This is a genomic window from Manganibacter manganicus (genome assembly GCF_002075885.1).
Classification (GTDB): Bacteria; Pseudomonadota; Alphaproteobacteria; order Rhizobiales; family Rhizobiaceae; genus Mesorhizobium; species Mesorhizobium manganicum.
The window spans coordinates 1-18,590 of sequence record NZ_MDET01000005.1 but is presented as its reverse complement, the minus strand read 5'-3'; the positions used below and the strand labels follow the sequence as shown (position 1 = coordinate 18,590).

Genomic DNA, 18,590 nt, shown 5'->3' with positions numbered 1-18,590 from the left:
ACAATGGCCTTGATTTCGCTGGGTCCTCCGATCGGCCCGGTGATCGCTGCCAAACCGACGCCACCCATGAAAAAACCCCGGAGCCTTTCAGCCCCGGGGCATGATCGCGTTACTCGGCCGCCACAAGGGCAGCGTCATCCTGGTCGGCTTCCGCGTTATCGTCCTCGCCATCGTCATCGGTGAGGAATGTCGGAAGAGCCTCATCCGTCCTGCAATTCTCGCTTTCGGTGTCGACCGGCGCGGCCTCGCCATCGTCCAACATACGCAACGGCTCCGGCAGCCAGCCGGTGTCGGCCAGCAGGCGTTCGGCCTCTCTGGCCATGTCGCCCTTCTTGAGATGGTCGATCAGTTGGGCCGGACCTTCGCCGGCGCCTTCCCGAACGGCCTCGAGAATACGGGCCTTGGTGACGCGGCCGAGGTAGTTTTCGGCCGTCGGCCGCCAGCCGGCTTCCACCATGTCGAGCCCGGTCGCACGGGCGAGACGATCGGCCTGGGCGAGACGGGTATGGAGTCCATGCTCGCTGACGCCGCTGGCGCTGTAGGGGTTGGGCTTCTCGTGAAGCGCGTTGACGCCATAGCTGACGCAATGCGCGAGGAGCGCCATGCGGCTGGCCTCATCGAGCGCTGCGAGCCAGTCCCAGAGGGCATCGTCCTCGGCCGGAATGTCCGCCTCCCAGGCTTCGTGTCGCTCGGTCACGGACTTCGCGGACGGACTGTCCTTGAGGTCTTCCGATTGCGCCGGGAAGAAGACATGCTGAACGCCCGCCTGCAGGCATCCCCTCGCCGTGCGATGATGGAAGGTGTCGGACACCAGCCTGTGCAGAAGCACCGTCATGGCAACATGCGGATTGTTGGCGACGGCATCGCGCAACGCGAGCGTGCGATGCGCGGTCAGTTCGGTGAGGAGACGGTCGGGCAGCGGCTTGATGCCGTCGTCCTCTTCTTCCTCCGCTGAAACGCCCTGCCCGCCGATCGTGATGACCGCACGCGGCGTGTCCGTGTCATCCGCTTCCGGGCCTTCCGATTGCGATTGGCCGTCCTCTCCGCTCTCGACAGAGACCTCGTCTTCGGGCCGGACATAGCCGCGTTCGACGACGAGCCCGCCATCATGGCGGATGCTGACGAAAGCGCCCGAGCAGGCGATCCCTTCGGCGTCGTAGTGCACAGGGCGGTTTTCGAAGGCGTCCATTGCTTCCTCGATCTCGCCGAGGCGCACGTCAACTTCGTCGGGAAGCTCGCCGGCTTCGGCGTATTCCGCCTCCAGCGCATCGAACTCGGTGCGCAGCTTCTCGCGCTCGGCGCGCTCGTCATCGGTCAGGTCGATGGTCGTGCCGGTCAGGCGGCGCAGACCGCTGGTATGGCCATAGGGAAAATCGGCCGCGATCTCGATCCATTTCCAACCTTCGGCCGCGATGGTCTCTGCTTCCGCTTTCAGCTTTTCGGCCACGAGGCGCTCAAGCAGCGGCACATTCTTGACCCAGCCGCCATTGTCATCCTCGAAAAGGTCGCGCATGACCGTGCCGCCCGCCTCGACATAGGTGTCCAGACCGATGAAACGCACCCGCCGGTCGGAGGCTCGTACCGCATTCTCGGTCAGCATGCGGCGGATCTGATGGGGTTCCTTGTTCCAGCTGTTCTTCACCGCCTCCCAGACCTGCTCCTGGCGCGCATGATCATCGGTGACGGCGAAGGCCATGAGCTGTTCCAGAGTCATGCCGTCCTGGGCATAGACCTCGAGCAGCGCGGGCGCGACCGAGGTGAGCCGGAGACGCTGTTTGACGACCTGGGCGGTGACGAAGAAGGCAGCAGCGATTTCCTCGTCCGACATTCCCTTCTCGTGCAGGCTCAGGAAGGCGCGGAACTGGTCGAGCGGATGGAGCGGCGCCCGCTCGATATTCTCGGCGAGCGAGATCTCGTCGATCAGGATGTCGCCGGACGCGTCGGAAACCACGCAGGGCACCGGGGCGGTCTTGTTGAGACGCTTCTGCTTGACGAGCAGTTCCAGCGCGCGGAAGCGCCGGCCGCCGGCGGGTACCTCGAACATGCCGGTTTCCTTGCCGTCGTCATCGAGAACGGGCCGGACATGCAGGCTCTGGATGAGACCGCGCCGAGCGATGGACTCGGCGAGCTCCTCGATCGAGGCACCCGCTTTCACACGGCGGACGTTCGACTGGCTGAGGGTCAGCTTGTTGAAAGGAATGTCGCGCGAGGACGACAGGGTGATTTTTTGATTGGCAGGTGCCATGATCTTTTTCTCCGCGACGGGCGCTGAGAGCCTCTCTCTCAACTTTCAATCCGTCGCGAAAACCCCTTCCCTCCTCTCGCTCTGCGGGCTGCGAGGCCGGTAACCCGTGACCAGAGGCGAGCAGTCCGGAGAACCGGGCGCCAATATAACCGGGCATCTCAGATTTCGCCGCGAGCGCGCAGGCTGACCTCCCGGCCGAAACCGACGATGATGTGGTCATGCAATGACAGCCCCAGAACCTTGCAGCCCTTCTGGATTTCCTTCGTCATCGTGATGTCGGCGCGCGATGGTTCGGGATCGCCGGACGGATGATTGTGGACGAGGATCAGCGCCGTCGCGTTGACCTCAAGGCCGCGCTTCAGGGCTTCCCTCAGATAGACCGGAACGTGATCGACGGTGCCGGTCGCGAGGCATTCATCCGAAATGAGCCGGTTCTTCTTGTCGAGATAAAGCACATGAAACCGCTCCACGTCGCCTCGGATGGTGAGAGCGCAATAGTCCAGCACCGCCTGCCAGGACGACAGAACCGGATTCTGGTTGAGGCGGCGCAGCAGGATCTGGCGCGCTTCGTAGATGACCACCTGCTCTTCGGCCAGGAGCGGTGCGGATTGCGGCTTCATACCAAATGTCTTCTGATGTCGGTTCATTGTGGCGTCTCCCGACGGGCGGCAGGCCGTTGCCGATGCTCTCAACCCGTCACGAGAAGACGCGCCGCCCTCTTGCTCCAAGAAGGCAGCGCCAGAAAGATGAAAGCCGGCAACACGCTTTCACGCGTCTCCGGCTTTCCGGAACTCAGGCCACGCGGTCGAGCAGCTTCTTCGCCCTACCCTCCATCTCCAGACGCGCATCCTGATGCGGCTTGCCGCGGGCAACCGCTGTGATGCCCTGCACGAAATCGAAGACGCTTTCGGGAGGTCTCCCCTCCTCGGCGAGCACCGTGTCGATGATCTTGCCCGTCTCGGCCCTAGAGAAGCCGCGCTTGCGCAGGAAGCCGGTGCGGTCGTCGTCATCACGGGCCACGATCTGCTCGCGGGCGGCCTTGATGCCGTTGATGAACGGCGCGGGCGAGGAATTGGCGAAGTTCTGGAGCGCCGGCGCCGCCTCGTGGGCAAAGCGGGAAGCCGCGTATTTCGAGTGGCGGATGGTGATCTCCTGAAAATCCTCGACGCCCCACAGATTCCTGTTCTGGCATACGGCGCGCAGGTAGAAGCTGGCGATGCCGAGCGTCTTGGCGCCGACCTCGGAGTTCCAGCAGTAGAACCCACGGAAGAACAGGTCGGGCGAGCCGTCCGGCAGCTTGCCCGCCTCGATCGGATTCATGTCGTCGACCAGGAACAGGAAGATATCGCGATCCGACGCATAAAGCGTGGTCGTGTCCTTGGTGATGTCGACGCCGGGGTTGTAGACGCCACTCGACCAGTCGAGTGTACCCGGCACTTTCCAGCGGGTGTCGCCAGTGCCATTGCCGGCGATGCGCTGGACCGCCTCACTCAGCTCAAAATCGTGGATCCTCCCGTAGTCCGGACCGGTCACGGCCCGCAGATCGACGCGGCCGTTGTCGGTTTCAAGCGTCTTGATTTGCTCACCACGATGCGAAGATAGGCCGTATTGCAAATTGATCCCGGCCAAGGCCGCCGGCAGCTGGCGCAGGTAGGAAGCGGGTGCGCCGACCATGCTCGCCAATTGTCCGAACGACCAATGCGTCGGTGCGACCGGCGCGTCCGCCTCCGGCAGGATCAGCGAGAGCCGTTCGGGATCGGCGCGGTTGGCTTCGACATGGATCAGCGCACTCTCGACCACGCGTGTGCGGCTACGGTCAGAGCGCTCGCGTACGGCGCGGGTCAGCTCGTCAAGCGACAGAAAACGCTCGTCATCCGGGCGCGAGAACCATTCGGACGAGACACGGCCGATCCGCTCACCGCGGTTGGCGTCCACACGGTAGCCGCCGCGTGTATCTCGCTGGCCATCGAGAACCTCGATCTGGGTCATGGGGAAATCTCCGCGACAGGCGCCGGAGGCCTTTCCTCCAGCCCTCAACCCGTCGTGAAGTCACAGGCCCAACTCTCACTCTCTGCGAGATCTGGTTCAACGAAGAGGCGGCCCGGAGTTCGCGACCAGATTGAGAGAGACTAAATGATCTTTCCGATTTCAACGCTGCGCTATCCTGCTTCACGCTGCGTTGTCGGCCCCCTTCTCCCTTGCGACTATGCCTGCTTGAGTGCAGAACCATGAACACTGCATTCCTGCTCATGGCGATGTATTCTGGCCGTCCTGTTATCCCCGCTGAGGACGTGGCGCGGGACTTTTTCGGCCTGACCACCGACAAGTTCATCCGCAAAGTGTCCGCCGGCGACATCGCGTTGCCCCTCGTCCGGATGGAGGCATCGCAAAAATGCGCAAAGGGAGTGCATCTCAATGACCTCGCCGACTACGTAGATAAGCGAAGGGCTGCAGCTGTTAAGGAATGTCTGCAACTGCAAGGCCAGTGACGGCTCGCTACAGCGACACAGCCTTAAGACGCCATGATTGATGCTTGGATACCCGTGCGGCGGTTTCGGGACCTGAAGCCACGTGCGCAGTTTGGCAAACTCCACGTCTGACACGTCAACTGCGGCTACTGCACATTCACAGATGCAACAGAGCATAAAGCACAGACCGGAGCCGGCACAGCCCGGATGGTGCAAGTTCGCCGTGCGCGACATCAAATCACTCGCCGCGCAGCCGAACCAGACCAGTCTCGAAGCGAGGTTCGTCAGACCGTATCCAGTCGATTGTACTGTCGATCACTGCCAATCCGTCAGACCGGAGAGCGCATTCCCATACTATGCCCACGCGCCATCCAGCCTGTCGGAGCAGTTCGATCTGGCGACGATCACGCTCGACATTCCTTCGGAATTTTTCCGACCAAAAGTCTGCGTTCGAAGTTGGCACTGAACACCAGTGACAACCTTCGTGACGATGCCAGAAGCAGCCATGTACAAAAATGACTGCGCGAAACTTCGGCAATACGAGGTCGGGCTTGCCCGGCAACTTTGCATCATGCAGCCGAAACCGAAAGCCCGCACGGTGAAGCCCCTTCCGCAAGAGCATTTCTGGCTGCGAATTCTTGCCGCTGATCCCCGACATCATTCTTGATCGCGTGACCGGATCAACTACATCAGCCATGAATTGAGTCCTGTATTTCTGACGCCAGAATGTTATTCCTTCATGATGACTTGCGGGTTCTGGGAAGCGTGATTCTTGTCAGCATATTCAGTTGTGGACATTTTTGCAGGCCCGGGCGGGCTTGCCGAGGGATTTTCAAGCGTTCGTCGGGAAGATGGAAACCCTGCGTTCGGCTTGGCGCTGTCGATTGAAAAAGAGGCAGCGGCACACTCGACGCTGCAACTACGCGCCTTCCTGCGACAGTTCGATGGAACGTTTCCCGACTGCTACTACGACTTCATCAACGAAGGTGGAGAAGAGCCGAACTGGGCCGCATTGTTTCCGGATCAATGGACCGCCGCATCGCGGGAAGCGTGGCAACTCGAACTTGGCAAGGAAGACCCCGAGTTCAGGCTGAATGCCCGGATCGACGAAGTTCGCGAAGAGGCGAACGGAAACACGGTTCTCATTGGCGGTCCTCCCTGCCAAGCATATTCCCTCGTAGGGCGCGCTCGCAACCAGGGCAAAGAGGGGTACATTGCGAGCAAGGACAAGCGACACTTCCTCTATCAGGAATACATCCGCATACTCGACCGTCTGCGGCCTGCGGCGTTCGTCATGGAAAACGTCAAGGGCATGCTGTCTTCTTCGGTCGACGGCGAAAACAAGATCATCGATATGGTGCTCGATGATCTTCGCGGCGAACGGCGCGGTAGCGAGCGCTATCGACTTATAGCGCTTTCGCCGCACCGCCGTCGCCAGCTCGATCTGGACAGTTTCGAGCCTCGCGCTTCAGATTTTGTGATCAGAGCGGAAGACTTCGGAGTTCCGCAGGCTCGACATCGTGTCATTGTCGTCGGATTGCGCGAGGATCTCGCTGCCGGTATCCCCGAACATGCCTTGTCCGATGTCATGGTGCGTCACAATCTGGCGGCAACCGTCGGCCATGTCATCGACGGCATGCCGAAACTGCGGAGTGGTCTCAGTCGAAGAACCGACACCGCTGAAGAATGGAGACAGGTCGTCACCGATGCCATGACCTTAGTGGCGGACATCGAGACCGGCCTCCCTGACGACCAGCACGCGGCCTTTGCCAGACGAGCAATGCGTCATCTCACCGCGTTCCGTGCCCAGAATAGTGTGCCGGATCGAAACGCAACCGGAACAGGCATTTCGGACGCCTGCCCTCGGGACCTTCGGGATTGGCTGACTGACGACAGGCTCAAGACGCTTCCCAATCACGTCACCCGCAGTCACATGACGAGTGACCTTGCCCGCTACTTCTTCGCGGCCGTCTTCGCGGAAGTTCTCGGCAAGTCTCCCAAGGCCTCGGACTTTCCCGAAGAGCTGGCGCCGCAACACCGAAACTGGTCGTCGGGCAAGTTTGCCGACCGATTTCGCGTGCAGGTCTCAGGTGGACCGTCCACCACGGTCACAAGCCACATTTCCAAGGATGGTCACTACTTTATCCATCCGGATCCCATGCAGTGCCGGAGCCTGTCGGTCCGCGAAGCTGCAAGGCTGCAAACATTTCCCGACAACTATCTGTTCAAGGGGAACAGGACCGAGCAATACGTTCAAGTCGGCAATGCGGTGCCCCCACTGCTCGCGCGCTGGATCGGAGATGCACTGTGGACGATCCTGAATGCCCAGGATTCCGAACAAGGGCGTACCCCCAAAACGAGGCGGCTCGGCCATGTCGCCTGACTATGATATCGCAAGCCCGGGCGCAGCAGAGCTGTTCGAATCTCTCCGCGCGTTCGGCTATGATCTTCCGACCGCGGTTGCAGATATCATCGATAACAGCATCACGGCGAAAGCCAATAACATCTGGATCAGTCTGACCTGGGCGGGTCAGAACTCGCGCATCACCATCCGGGACGATGGCGAAGGGATGCCGGAAGACGTGCTGCTCCAGGCCATGAGACCGGGGAGCCTGAGTCCTCTTGCCGAACGAGCAGAGAATGATCTTGGCCGTTTCGGTCTTGGCATGAAGACCGCGTCGATCTCGCAATGTCGCTGCCTGACCGTCATGACCAAGACGAAGACGACGCCTGTCGCCATTCGACGGTGGGACCTTGACTACATTGCCTCGACCGGGACCGGCGAATGGCGTCTGCTGAAGGGTGCCCATCTGCTTGATGCCGCCGACCAGTCCGCTCTCGACAGCCAGGAGCAAGGCACGATTCTGTTCTGGGATCGGCTCGACCGATTCGTTGGCAACGCCTCTTCAGATGATCAGGTGGCTCAAAAGCACTTCAGAGAGAGGGCAGATGCCGTCAGGGACCATCTCGCAATGGTCTTTCATCGCTTCCTGCGCGGTCGAAATGCCATTCGGCTGTACATAAACGATCGACCGATCGAACCGTGGGATCCGTTCCTTGAAGACTGTGACGCGGTCGCGCCGCTTCCAGGCGAGACGCTGAAAATGAACGGCGAGGCCGTGGAGGTGAAGCCCTTCATCCTACCCCACCATAGCAAGATCAGTACTGAAACACATGCGCTCGCCGCCGGTCCGAGAGGCTGGAACGCCCATCAGGGGTTTTACATCTACAGAAATTGCCGCCTGCTTGTCGCCGGCGACTGGCTGGGTCTGGGGATGCAGAAGGAAGAGCATTTCAAGCTCGCGAGAATCCGCATTGATCTCCCCAGTTCATCCGACATGCTTTGGCAGATCGATGTCAAGAAGTCGCGCGCTCGCCCCCCGGCTGCGCTCAGGAAGGATCTGCTTCGGATCGCACGCGCCGCAAGAAGTCAGGCCTCGAATATCTATCGCCATCGCGGGAAGGTCCTTCAGCGCAAGGTCGGCAGCAACGATGTCTTTCTCTGGAACCATGTCGTCCGACGGGGCAAGACCTTCTACAAGATAAACCGCGAGCATCCGATCGTTCGCAAGGTACTGGAATCGGCAAGCGACAAGGCACCTCTGCGTGCGCTTATCGCACTTGTGGAACAAACGGTTCCTGCGCCCCTCATCGTCATAAACAATGCCGAGACTCCGGACGGGCTGGGAAGGCCGTTCGAAGACTCATCCTCTGATCTGAAGGAAGCAATGGCGGAGGTATTTCGCGCCATGATCGAAGACGGTCGCGAGCGGTCCGACGCGGCGCGCGCTCTTCTCACGATGGAACCGTTCAATCAATATTCCGAACTGGTGGCGGTCTTTCTCGAGGAACAATCGAACAAAGAGACGACGTAGAAGGAGCAGCAGGCAAATGGCAGGGGGGGCGAACGAGTCGGTATTCGCGGCGGCCTACGCCGTCGCAACCGGTCTTCTGATGATGGAACCACGTATCACGCAGGAGGCGCTCGAACGCGCGGTCGCCACCGTGGTGGCGATGCCCAACTTCGTCGACATCGATGCTGATCGCCTTCGGCGCGAGCTTGAAACCAACAACAATGTTCACGTCGCCGGCTATTCCGTCATCGACGATCGGGACTTCAAGGCCTGGATCCAGTCAGCGCGCGAAACGCGGCAGTTCGCGTTCTGGAACCGATATCGCAAGTATCTCGAATTGCGGAAACGAATGCCGCACGAGGTCGTGGAACAACTGGACGGACTGACCGATGACATCCTGGACCGCCTGCGTGACCCGCACACCGACGGCGAATGGGGCCGTCGAGGGCTCGTGGTCGGAGATGTTCAGTCCGGCAAGACATCGAACTATACCGGCCTCATCTGCAAGGCCGTCGACGCAGGCTATCCACTGGTGATAGTGCTTGCCGGCGTACACAACAGCCTGCGCAGCCAGACACAGATCCGACTTGACGAGGGTTTTTTCGGCTTCGACACGCGGCTCAATCTGCGCGCCGACCAGGAAAATCAGCGGATAGGCGCCGGAGCCCTGCCCGGTGCTCCGTTCCTGGTCGCACATTCGCTGACCAGCAGCAGCGACAGCGGCGATTTCAGGCTTGGAACAGCGCAGGGCACCAAGGTCATTCCGGGAGGCAAGGATCCGGTCGTGCTTGTGGTCAAGAAGCGCGTGAGCATCCTCGACAACCTCTACAAGTGGCTCGCCGTCAGAAGTGAAAAGGAAGAGAGCATGCCGGGCGGACGCGTCATTCGCGGAGTACCGCTGCTCATGATCGATGACGAAGCCGATTATGCTTCGGCCAACACGAACGAATTCCGCGATTCGGACGGCAAGATCGACGAGGATGCAAATCCGACCAATACCAACAAGTACATCCGTCGCCTGCTGACTCTGTTCGAAAAAAGCGCCTATGTGGGCTATACCGCAACGCCCTTCGCCAATGTCTTCATCCACCATGAAGGCTGGCAAACGGACGTCGGCGAGGATCTCTTCCCCCGAAGCTTCATCATCAACATCCCGGCACCCACAAACTATCTGGGAGCCGACAAGGTCTTCGGACTCGACCGGCCGGGTACCGATGGCGAAAGCGACGGGTTGCCGATCATCCGTCCGGTGCTCGATGCAGAACCCGTGTTCCCGCCGAAACACAATAAGGAACTGCTGGTGGCGGAGCTTCCCGCCAGCCTCCATGAGGCGATCCTTGCCTTCATCCTTGCCTGCGCTGCCCGTCGCGCACGCGGTGACATCTCCGTCGACAATTCGATGCTTGTTCACGTCACGCGGTTCACACTCGTCCAGCAGCAGGTGGCCCGGCTGATAGACGAGACCATGACCGACATTCGTCGACAACTCGAATATCCCGGGACGGGAGGCGATGCCCTGGACCGTCTCGAAACCCTCTGGCGCAACGATTTTGAGGCGCACGGTCCCCTACTGCGCAGCATGCTCGAAGATCACAAATTGCCACCGATCGGCTGGGACGCCGTGCGCGCCGAGCTGTTCGATGCCGCCCGCCGCATCACGGTGCGGCAGATCAACGGCTCCGCGAAGGACGCGCTGGACTATGCCGAGCATCCCGATGGTCTGTCAGTGATTGCCGTGGGCGGCGACAAGCTGTCGCGCGGTCTCACTCTGGAGGGGTTGTCTGTCAGCTATTTCGTTCGAACATCCCGAATGTATGACACGCTGATGCAGATGGGTCGATGGTTCGGCTATCGGCCCGGTTACGCTGATCTCTGCAGGCTCTATACCTCGCCTGAACTTGTACTCTGGTATCGTCACATAGCCGTAGCGACGTCAGAGCTCCGAGAGGAGTTCGATCTCATGTACGCGACGGGGCAGACACCGGACCAATTCGGCAACCGGGTGCGGGCCCACCCCGACGGGATGCTGATTACGGCCGCGAACAAGATGCGCGCCGCCCAGCAAGTCCGCGCCGGCTTCTCCGGGACAATCTCCGAAACGGTGTCGTTCGACATCTCCAGTGCAGAGCGCAATCTCGAAGCCTTTTCGAATTTTCTGACCAACCTCCCGACCGCCGAAGTGACCGATGGCCGATATGTCTGGGATGATGTCTCGGGGGTCGACATCGCAGCGCTCATGACACGGGTCGAAACGTCTCGCGAGTCCTGGAAGGCAAACTCCCGCGCGATCTCCGACTACATCAGCGACAGAGTCGCCAATGGTGCACTTGAACATTGGACCGTGGCACTTCTTGCGGGCGGACGCAGCGGCGACATCGCCCACATAGGCCCCTACAAGGTCTCGCTCATCAAGCGCACGAACAAGTCAGCCGAACAGCGTGGCAAATATACGATCGGTCGCCTCGTCAGCCCGGCCGACGAAATGATCGATCTCGGCAAGGAGGAAGTTCAGGAAGCCCTAAGGCAGACAATCAAGGCATGGGAAATGAAGAAACCTCCCAAAAGGGACCAACCACGAGATCCCAGCGGCCCATTCATCCGGCGACAGCGAGATTCCAGCAGAGGCCTGTTGTTGATCTATCCGATCGGCACAGGTTCCGGTCAGACACCGCTCATGGGAATTGCGGTCAGTTTTCCTTGGGACGTGAACGCGAGAGAGATCGAGTATGCAGAGAACAGCGTCAAGCAGCTGGAGGAGCTGTTCGAATGACACCAGCCGAGCTTGCCGAAAGATGGACAGATCTTGCGTCGGCGAGGCGCAGCTCAAGCGGCATGGAACGTCGGCGGCTTGATGCCGCGGCCGCAGTCGATGTGTTCGCCTGCATCTTCTGGCCGCAGGGACGTGCCGGACTGTTGATCGAGGGGGACGGCCGTGCCTCCGACCTTGCCGATCGTGTCCCCAGATGCCGGGGCGTCCGGGTTGTCGTCGAAGAAAGCGGCGCTGGTGCCACGCCGCAGCGGACAGTTCTCGTGATCATGCTGGAGCAGGAGCGTCTTCGTGAAATTTTCGGCGTACTCTCGGCCGACCTGGTCAATGCGATCATTTCCGAACCATCGGGTCCCGCCGCGCTACGTCGTTGCATCGATCGGCTGTGCATGTGGCAGGGGCTTTTCGAACGCCTCGCACCGGAAGGCCTCTCCGAGGAACGGCAACGAGGGTTGTTCGGCGAGTTGTATATTCTGGATCAGCTTTTTCTCGGTGGCGAAAATCTCCTCGCGGGTGTTGATTCCTGGGTTGGCGCAGAAAGTTCACATCAGGATTTTCGTCGCGGTGGTCTCGCAGTGGAAGTCAAGACCTCGCTCTCCAAGCGGCATTCCCGAATCACGATAGCCAGCGAGAAACAGCTTGATGAACGACCGCATGTACATCTGCTCCTCGCCCATGTGCGTCTCGACGAAAGCGAAGGATTGGGCACCTCCCTTCCGGACCTCGTGGCAAATGTGCGCAACACCCTTTCAGAAGATGAGCCCGCATCCAGGCTTTTCGACGAACGCCTGCTGCTTGCCGACTACCTGGATGTCCATGCACCACAGTATGAAACGCGTTACCGACTTACGTCCGTGCGCTACTTCAAGGTCGAAGGTAACTTTCCCCGTCTTGCCGAATGGAACCTGCCGCCAGGAGTGGGTGACATCAGATACACGATCATCGCCGATGAACTTGGAACCTGGGAGATGGATTCCACGTCGGTGGTGGCGCTTGCCGGAGAGACGATGTGAGCGAAACCGAAGAACTCCGGGAATTTGCGGTAAACCTCCAGCAGGACGTGATTGCACGCGCCGATGCCGCCGAGGAAGGATCGTTGCGCACCACCGCCTTCACGGAGCACATGATCCAGCACCTGATAGATGCATCGGAAATCGATGACGGAACAGTCTGCGATTTCGAAGGGCGCGGCATGCGGTGCAGCGGCTGGTATCTTTCGGAAGACAGCGATCGCCTGGATCTGTTTCTTTCCGTCCCGCGGCTCGACGGGCTTGCGAGCACCGTGCCGAAGGCCGAAATCGAAACGGCGTTCCGGCGCCTTTCCGCCTTTCTCGCAAAGGCGCTCGATGGCCTGCACAAGGGGATGGAAGAAGCCCTTGATCGCTACGACATGTGCAGGTCCATCTACGATGCGCGAACCGAGCTGAGTCATGTGCGCCTGTTCGTCATCACTGACGGCGTTGCCACGGTCGACCACATTGACAACGAGAATATCGAAGGGGTGGAGGTTTCAAGCCAGCTGTGGGACCTGCGCCGCCTGTTTCGTGCGGTATCATCCGGCGCAAACCGCGAGCCGATCCGGATCGAGTTTGCCTCACTCGGAGGCGAACCGCCACGATGCATCGTTGCGAGCCCGCCTGACAGCGGCTACCGATGCCTGCTGACAATGCTGCCCGGCAATGCTCTGGTGGAAATGTATCGCCAGTACGGACCGCGCCTCCTTGAACGCAATGTCCGAAGTTTTCTGCAGCTCAGAGGCAAGGTCAATCAAGGAATCCGCAAGACGATCATCGAAGAACCGCAGATGTTCCTGGCCTTCAACAACGGGTTGTCGGTAACTGCCTCCGGCCTCACTCTCGAAGATCACGGCGACGGAACGGCCACGCTGCTGTCGGCCGAGGACTTTCAGATCGTCAATGGCGGCCAGACCACTGGATCGATCTTCCGTGCCTGGCGTAAAGACAAGATCAAGGCAGACCTCCTGCAGGTCCCGATCAAGATCACCGAAATACTTTCGGACGGCGACGTCGAGGAGATTGCGCCACGGATTTCTCAATCGGCCAACAACCAGAACAAGGTGAACATGGCCGACTTCTCGTCGAACCATCCCTTTCATCGCCGCATGGAAGAACTGTCCCGCTCGATCTGGGCACCGCCGGCGGCCGGCATGCAGCGCCAATCCCGATGGTTCTACGAACGCGCCCGCGGACAGTATCATGATGCCCTTGCTCAAAACCGCACCGAAGGAGAACGCCGGGCGTGGGAAAGGATTCATCCGCGCAACCAGCTCGTCACCAAGACCGACCTTGCCAAGTACGAGCATACATGGTCGCAGCTTCCCCACATTGTCAGTCGGGGCGGCCAGAAATGCTATCTCGACTTCATGGATGTCCTGGAGAAGCGGGGCGCATTCGAGCCGGACGAGACTTGGTTCAAACGGTGCATCGCCCGGGCGATTCTGTTTCGACAGGCTGAAAAGATCGTTTCGCGACAGAAGTTCGGCGGCTACAGAGCCAACATCGTAACCTACTCCCTGGCCTGGCTGTCCCATCACACTGCGAAGCGGGTGGACCTCGACGCAATATGGGGATCTCAGAAGCTTTCGGACCCGCTCGCGGCATTCATCGAAACGCTGAGCCATCAGGCGCATGAGCACATCACCAATCCGCCCGGTGGGCAGAACGTGACCGAATGGGCCAAGAAGGAATCCTGCTGGGATCGCTTTCGCGAACACTCGATCGCGATTCCTGCAGAGATCGAAGCCGAACTGATCTCGCGCGAAAAGGCACAGCATTCGCCGTCGGCCCACGTATTCGAGGATCAAACAAGTGCGGACGAGGCCGCTCAGATGGAGCGCGTTGCAGAGGTGCCCGCCCAAACCTGGTTCGATCTGGCCGCCTGGGCGAAGGACACGCAAACGCTCCAGCCCTGGCAACGATCGCTTTCTTTCAGCCTGGGAAAGCTCGCCAGTTCGGGCCGGCGTCCGACGCGCAAGCAGGCGATGCATGGCGAGAAGATCTTCGAGGAGGCAAGATCGCTGGGCTTCAGAGGCTGACGGCCTCGCGAGTATCCGGCTATTGCTCTGGCACTGACGACGGATTGAAAACAACGGCAAGGTTTCCAACAGGCAGCATCAGGCTCTCTCCCTTCTTGCCTGACCTGGACTGATTCACGGCGGACTGCAGATCGGACGCGAACTGTGAAAGCGACCGCCGAGGTGCGTGACTACGCACCCGCTGGAAATGAACCCAGTCCGACCAGACAGCTCGTGCATCATGATTGTCGAATCCGGCGTAGTGTGCGTGATAGCGTCCAAGCACGAACAGCCGCACATTGGGCGTGCCCAGGTCTTCAAATCCCAGTCTCTTGCGTAGTTCGGCGGCGCCAAATCGATCGAGCCAGGAATTCACCGTTTCAATCCACCGATTGCCCTCTTCGATAAAGTTCTTTCCGGCACTCCGCCTGGCGCGATTGTCAAATCCTATCGGATGCTGCCATTTCATTTGGAACAGTGCGAGTTCATTTGTCTTTCGGTCGAGGACGGCAAAATCGATATCCGTTTCCACCCTTCCGTTGGAGCGCAGCTTCAGATTGCGATCATGTGTCTGCCACCTCGGACCATCAAACAATCGGCAGATTTCCTCGATCCACCGACCTTCACGATCATTGGCAATTCGGAACCAGTCCCGTTCATGGCGAGCTCGCAAGTCCGCCAGGAGGAAGAGAAACGGGTTGATGTCCAGACCATAGTTCGGAAGAAGCAACGTTCCTTCCGATGCCTGAACAATCGGTGCCCAGGCAGTCTCGCTTCCGCTCGTATGCACGTCCAGGTTCTCTGATGACAGGGTCATTGACTTGAGGATCGTTTCGATCTCCTCCGTATCCGCATCCAGGAATTCTGCGAGCGAACTGACAAAGGTCTCACGGACGATGTGGGAGGTCAGCAGATTGCGGATATGAACGTGCGGATAGCGAGCGCGCAGAATTGCGGCATAGGCTATGTGCTTCTGTGATCGGGCGGATAGAGCCGTCAATACCTCAAGGTATCGCGAGAAGGGCCGTCCACCTATCATGTCGTCGGAAGCAATCAGCTCCTGCGAGCGGATTCGGCGCAGGTAAAGGCGCGCCCAATCCATGAAGTAGCAGTCGATCTCCGGTGTAGATGAATAGGATACGCGCCAGCCGCCGATGAGCTCCACTCGCTGCCCGAGGTCGCGCGACATCTTTCGATGGCGCTGCTCGAGTTGACGCTCCCGTCCCCTGTCGTTGGCGGTAATTCTCCTGCTCGACCAGTTCAGTCCGCTCAGTCCGATTTCCTCGTCCGAATAGGAAGACCGTGCCGGTCGCAGTACAAGCACTTCCAGCGTGCCCTCCCCGTCGGGCTTCGGATGACAGCGAACCTCGCCGGACAGAATTCCTTCTCGCAACCAGCCCTCGTATCGTTCGCCCAGCTCGAGGGCAGCGCAATTGAAAATGAAATCATCTGCCTGGGCCTGGATGGTTGTCGTCGAAGGAAAATCCTTGAAATCACGAGACGTCAGACTGCGCGGCACGATTCTCCGAAGCGCATGGTTCACACCCCAGGTCGACAGAGAACGAAATTGGCGTTCGTTTTCTTCCACCGCCCTCCTCGGCTGCGGATTCCGACATTATCCGGCCGGGCATTCCAACCTGAAGCCGGCCATCGTTCCGACGTGAAGCCGGCCACCATTCCGATCAATATCCGGCCGCTTTGAGGTCTGAGCAGGAGCACCAGGGTCAGCAACTTTGGCATGACGGTCCTTTTGAACAAGGGACGCGTAATGCCGGCAAAGAGAAGGCTGACCATGAGACAATTACGACAGATGCTGCGGCTTGCCGGTGATGGAACCAGCGCCCGCGAGATCGCACAGAGGCTGGGCGTCGCGCGCAGCACCGTGCAGGACAATCTGAAGCGCGCGACCGCGGCGGGACTGATCTGGCCGCTGCCAGGCGACCTGACCGACGACGCGCTGGAGAACCGGCTGTTCGCCCGCGCCGGGGTGAAGCAGGGCCTGCGCCGGCTGCCGGAGCCGAACTGGGCGGATCTTGCGCTGGAGTTGAAGAAGCCGGGCGTCACGCTGATGCTTCTGTGGGAAGAGTACCGCGCCGTCCATTCCGGCGGCTATGGCTACAGCCGTTTCTGCGACCTGTTCCGCGGCTTCGAGAAGCGTCTGTCGCCGACGATGCGCCAGGAGCATGTCGCCGGCGACAAGGTGTTTGTGGATTATTCCGGCAAGAAGATCGCCATCGTCGACCCGCTGACCGGCGAGATCCGCGAGGCGGAGATCTTTGTCGGCGTCCTGGGTGCATCCGGCTTCACCTATGCGGAAGCGACCTGGACGCAGGCGCTACCGGACTGGATCGGCGCGCATGTACGCATGTTCAGCTTCTTCGGCGGCGTCCCGCGCCTGATCGTGCCCGACAACCTGAAGTCCGGCGTCAATCATGCCTCCTTCTATGATCCGGAGATCAACCGCAGCTATGGCATGATGGCCTCGCACTATGGCGTCGGCGTGCTGCCGGCGCGGCCGCGTCGCCCGAAGGACAAGGCCAAGGTCGAGAACGGCGTGCGTTTCGCCCAGACCTGCATTCTCGGCCGGCTGCGACGACAGACCTTCTTCTCGCTGGCCGAGGCCAATGCCGCAATCGCCGGGGCGCTCGACCGCATCAATGACCATGTCATGCGCCGCCTTGGCGTCAGCCGCCGCCATTTGTTCGAGACGGTGGAACGGCCGACCCTGGCGAGCCTACCGGTGCAGAATTACGAGTTCGCCGAATGGCGCCTGGCTCGCGTCGCCACCGACTATCATGTCGAGTTCAAGACCTTCTTCTATTCCGTGCCGCACAGCCTCATCCGCCAGCAGGTCGATATCCGCGCGACCAGCAGGACGATCGAGATCTTCCACCGCGGCAAGCGCGTCGCCGTTCATCAGCGCCGCTATGGCGGACGCCGCTACGGCACCAACCCCGAGCACATGCCCAGTTCCCACCGTCGATATGCAGAGTGGACGCCGGCACGCTTCCGCCGCTGGGCGGCATCGATCGGGCCACAGACCGAGGGGCTGATCATCGCCATTCTGGCCAGCCGACCGCATCCGGAACAGGGGTTCCGCACATGCCTTGGCGTTTTGCGCCTCTACCGGGATCTCCGTCGTGAGCGTGCCGAGACCATATCAGCCCGCGCCGTCGAGATCGGCGGGCTGACCTGCAAGAGCATCGCCGCCCTCATCATCAACCACAAGGCCGCCCGGCCTGCCGGCAATCCCGGCGCCATCATCGACCACGCCAATCTGCGTGGTCCCGGCTACTTCCATTGAGGAGATAAAGATCATGCTGACCCATCCCACCCTCGACATGTTGCGCGACCTCGGACTGCACGGCATGGCCAAAGGCTTCCAGGATCTCGACGCGCAGCCGGAAGCACGCGCCCTCGACCATGGCGAATGGCTTGCCATCCTGCTCGAGAACGAAGCGACGCTGCGCCGTCAGAAGCGCTTCGAGGCGCGTGCCCGCGCTGCCAGGCTGCGCCATGATGCGCAGGTCGAAGATGCCGACTTCCGTGCCGAACGCGGGCTCGACCGCTCCCTGTACCTCAAGCTCGCAGGCTGCGACTGGATTCGCCAGCGTCACGGGCTCCTGATCACGGGCCCGGCCGGTGTCGGCAAGAGCTGGCTCGCCTGCGCTCTCGGGCACAAGGCCTGTCGCGAGGACTTCTCCGTCGTCTATCACCGCGCCCCACGGCTCTTCGCCACGCTCGCTCTCGCAAGGGGAGACGGTCGCTATGCCAGGATGCTCAAGGCGCTGGCCCGAACCGACCTGCTCATCCTCGACGATTGGGGACCCGAAAAGCTCAACGACGAACAGCGCCGCGATCTCCTCGAGATCGTCGAGGACCGCTATGAGCGGCGATCGACCATCGTCACCAGCCAGGTGCCCGTCGACCACTGGTACGAGATCATCGGCAATCCCACCATCGCCGACGCCATCCTCGACCGCCTCGTGCACAACGCCTATCGCATCGAACTGACCGGCGAAAGCATGCGAAAACGGCGCGCGCCACAAAACCCGGAAACAGCTCAGGCTTGACCAGAAACGAAACTCGAACCAAATCTCAACAACGACCCAGGTGATCCAAAAAAGTGGCCGGCTTCAAATCGGAATCCCGGCCGGAATGAAATTGGAATGGGTGGCCGGTAATTGATCGGAATCACTGGCCGGCTTCGTCGGAATGCGCA

General features: G+C 60.4%; 13 protein-coding genes. 8 read left to right on the top strand and 5 right to left on the bottom strand.

All coding sequences use genetic code 11. From position 1 onward, the window contains the following. Positions 1-109 precede the first annotated feature (109 nt). From BFN67_RS04430 to BFN67_RS04420, 3 genes are all read right to left on the bottom strand, one after another. A complete protein-coding gene (locus BFN67_RS04430; protein ID WP_080918427.1) occupies positions 110-2,245 on the bottom strand; it encodes a ParB/RepB/Spo0J family partition protein in 2,136 nt (711 codons plus the stop codon). 158 nt (positions 2,246-2,403) lie between these two features. Beyond that, the gene (locus BFN67_RS04425) at positions 2,404-2,892 is read right to left on the bottom strand and encodes a JAB domain-containing protein (RefSeq protein WP_245295156.1); all 489 of its coding nucleotides are present in this window, start codon (positions 2,890-2,892) and stop codon (positions 2,404-2,406) included. A 145-nt stretch (positions 2,893-3,037) separates the two neighbouring features. Further along, the gene (locus BFN67_RS04420) at positions 3,038-4,234 is read right to left on the bottom strand and encodes a DUF932 domain-containing protein (RefSeq protein WP_080918425.1); all 1,197 of its coding nucleotides are present in this window, start codon (positions 4,232-4,234) and stop codon (positions 3,038-3,040) included. Positions 4,235-4,473: 239 nt separating this feature from the next. On the opposite strand from BFN67_RS04420, the gene BFN67_RS04415 reads away from it, so the two are divergent. After that, complete coding sequence (locus tag BFN67_RS04415) at positions 4,474-4,734, top strand: pyocin activator PrtN family protein (RefSeq protein ID WP_080918424.1); 261 nt, start codon at positions 4,474-4,476, stop codon at positions 4,732-4,734. 217 nt (positions 4,735-4,951) lie between these two features. Here BFN67_RS04415 and BFN67_RS04410 read toward each other — a convergent pair whose 3' ends face one another. Further along, positions 4,952-5,410: a very short patch repair endonuclease gene (locus BFN67_RS04410; protein WP_080918423.1), complete on the bottom strand. Its 459-nt coding sequence runs from the start codon at positions 5,408-5,410 to the stop codon at positions 4,952-4,954. Positions 5,411-5,584: 174 nt separating this feature from the next. Here BFN67_RS04410 and BFN67_RS04405 point away from each other — a divergent pair, with 174 nt between their 5' ends. The 5 genes from BFN67_RS04405 to BFN67_RS04385 all read left to right on the top strand — a co-directional run bounded on the left by BFN67_RS04405 (position 5,585) and on the right by BFN67_RS04385 (position 14,389). Next, on the top strand, positions 5,585-7,096 hold the full coding sequence (locus BFN67_RS04405) for a DNA cytosine methyltransferase (protein WP_245295155.1): 1,512 nt from the start codon (positions 5,585-5,587) through the stop codon (positions 7,094-7,096). Further along, positions 7,086-8,588 (top strand): ATP-binding protein, encoded by a 1,503-nt coding sequence (locus BFN67_RS04400; protein ID WP_080918421.1) that lies wholly within the window; start codon positions 7,086-7,088, stop codon positions 8,586-8,588. Before BFN67_RS04405 ends, BFN67_RS04400 begins: the two co-directional genes overlap by 11 nt. 16 nt (positions 8,589-8,604) lie before the next feature. Next, positions 8,605-11,337, top strand: coding sequence for a Z1 domain-containing protein (locus BFN67_RS04395; RefSeq protein WP_080918420.1), 2,733 nt, complete (start codon positions 8,605-8,607; stop codon positions 11,335-11,337). Continuing rightward, positions 11,334-12,347, top strand: a complete 1,014-nt coding sequence (locus tag BFN67_RS04390; protein WP_158083469.1) for a PD-(D/E)XK motif protein — start codon at positions 11,334-11,336, stop codon at positions 12,345-12,347. The genes BFN67_RS04395 and BFN67_RS04390 overlap by 4 nt, the downstream gene beginning before the upstream one ends. A 110-nt stretch (positions 12,348-12,457) precedes the next feature. Further along, positions 12,458-14,389: an AIPR family protein gene (locus tag BFN67_RS04385; protein ID WP_425349745.1), complete on the top strand. Its 1,932-nt coding sequence runs from the start codon at positions 12,458-12,460 to the stop codon at positions 14,387-14,389. A gap of 19 nt (positions 14,390-14,408) precedes the next feature. Here the strand turns inward: BFN67_RS04385 and BFN67_RS04380 are convergent, their stop codons facing one another. Continuing rightward, on the bottom strand, positions 14,409-15,956 hold the full coding sequence (locus BFN67_RS04380; protein ID WP_080918417.1) for a hypothetical protein: 1,548 nt from the start codon (positions 15,954-15,956) through the stop codon (positions 14,409-14,411). Between the two features lie 180 nt (positions 15,957-16,136). Between BFN67_RS04380 and istA the strand changes: the two genes are divergently transcribed. Continuing rightward, positions 16,137-17,672, top strand: a complete 1,536-nt coding sequence (gene istA / locus BFN67_RS04375; RefSeq protein WP_080917953.1) for an IS21 family transposase — start codon at positions 16,137-16,139, stop codon at positions 17,670-17,672. Between the two features lie 13 nt (positions 17,673-17,685). Further along, entirely contained in the window at positions 17,686-18,441 is a 756-nt protein-coding gene (gene istB / locus BFN67_RS04370) for an IS21-like element helper ATPase IstB (RefSeq protein WP_080917952.1), read from the top strand. The last annotated feature ends 149 nt before the right edge of the window (positions 18,442-18,590 follow it).

What these genes read in the sequence shown, in the direction of transcription:
- BFN67_RS04430 (WP_080918427.1), bottom strand. Translation starts at nt 2,245, where the DNA reads ATGGCACCTGCCAATCAAAAAATCACCCTGTCGTCCTCGCGCGACATT.
- BFN67_RS04425 (WP_245295156.1), bottom strand. Translation starts at nt 2,892, where the DNA reads ATGAACCGACATCAGAAGACATTTGGTATGAAGCCGCAATCCGCACCG.
- BFN67_RS04420 (WP_080918425.1), bottom strand. Translation starts at nt 4,234, where the DNA reads ATGACCCAGATCGAGGTTCTCGATGGCCAGCGAGATACACGCGGCGGC.
- BFN67_RS04415 (WP_080918424.1), top strand. Translation starts at nt 4,474, where the DNA reads ATGAACACTGCATTCCTGCTCATGGCGATGTATTCTGGCCGTCCTGTT.
- BFN67_RS04410 (WP_080918423.1), bottom strand. Translation starts at nt 5,410, where the DNA reads ATGGCTGATGTAGTTGATCCGGTCACGCGATCAAGAATGATGTCGGGG.
- BFN67_RS04400 (WP_080918421.1), top strand. Translation starts at nt 7,086, where the DNA reads ATGTCGCCTGACTATGATATCGCAAGCCCGGGCGCAGCAGAGCTGTTC.
- BFN67_RS04395 (WP_080918420.1), top strand. Translation starts at nt 8,605, where the DNA reads ATGGCAGGGGGGGCGAACGAGTCGGTATTCGCGGCGGCCTACGCCGTC.
- BFN67_RS04390 (WP_158083469.1), top strand. Translation starts at nt 11,334, where the DNA reads ATGACACCAGCCGAGCTTGCCGAAAGATGGACAGATCTTGCGTCGGCG.
- BFN67_RS04385 (WP_425349745.1), top strand. Translation starts at nt 12,458, where the DNA reads ATGATCCAGCACCTGATAGATGCATCGGAAATCGATGACGGAACAGTC.
- istA (WP_080917953.1), top strand. Translation starts at nt 16,137, where the DNA reads ATGCCGGCAAAGAGAAGGCTGACCATGAGACAATTACGACAGATGCTG.
- istB (WP_080917952.1), top strand. Translation starts at nt 17,686, where the DNA reads ATGCTGACCCATCCCACCCTCGACATGTTGCGCGACCTCGGACTGCAC.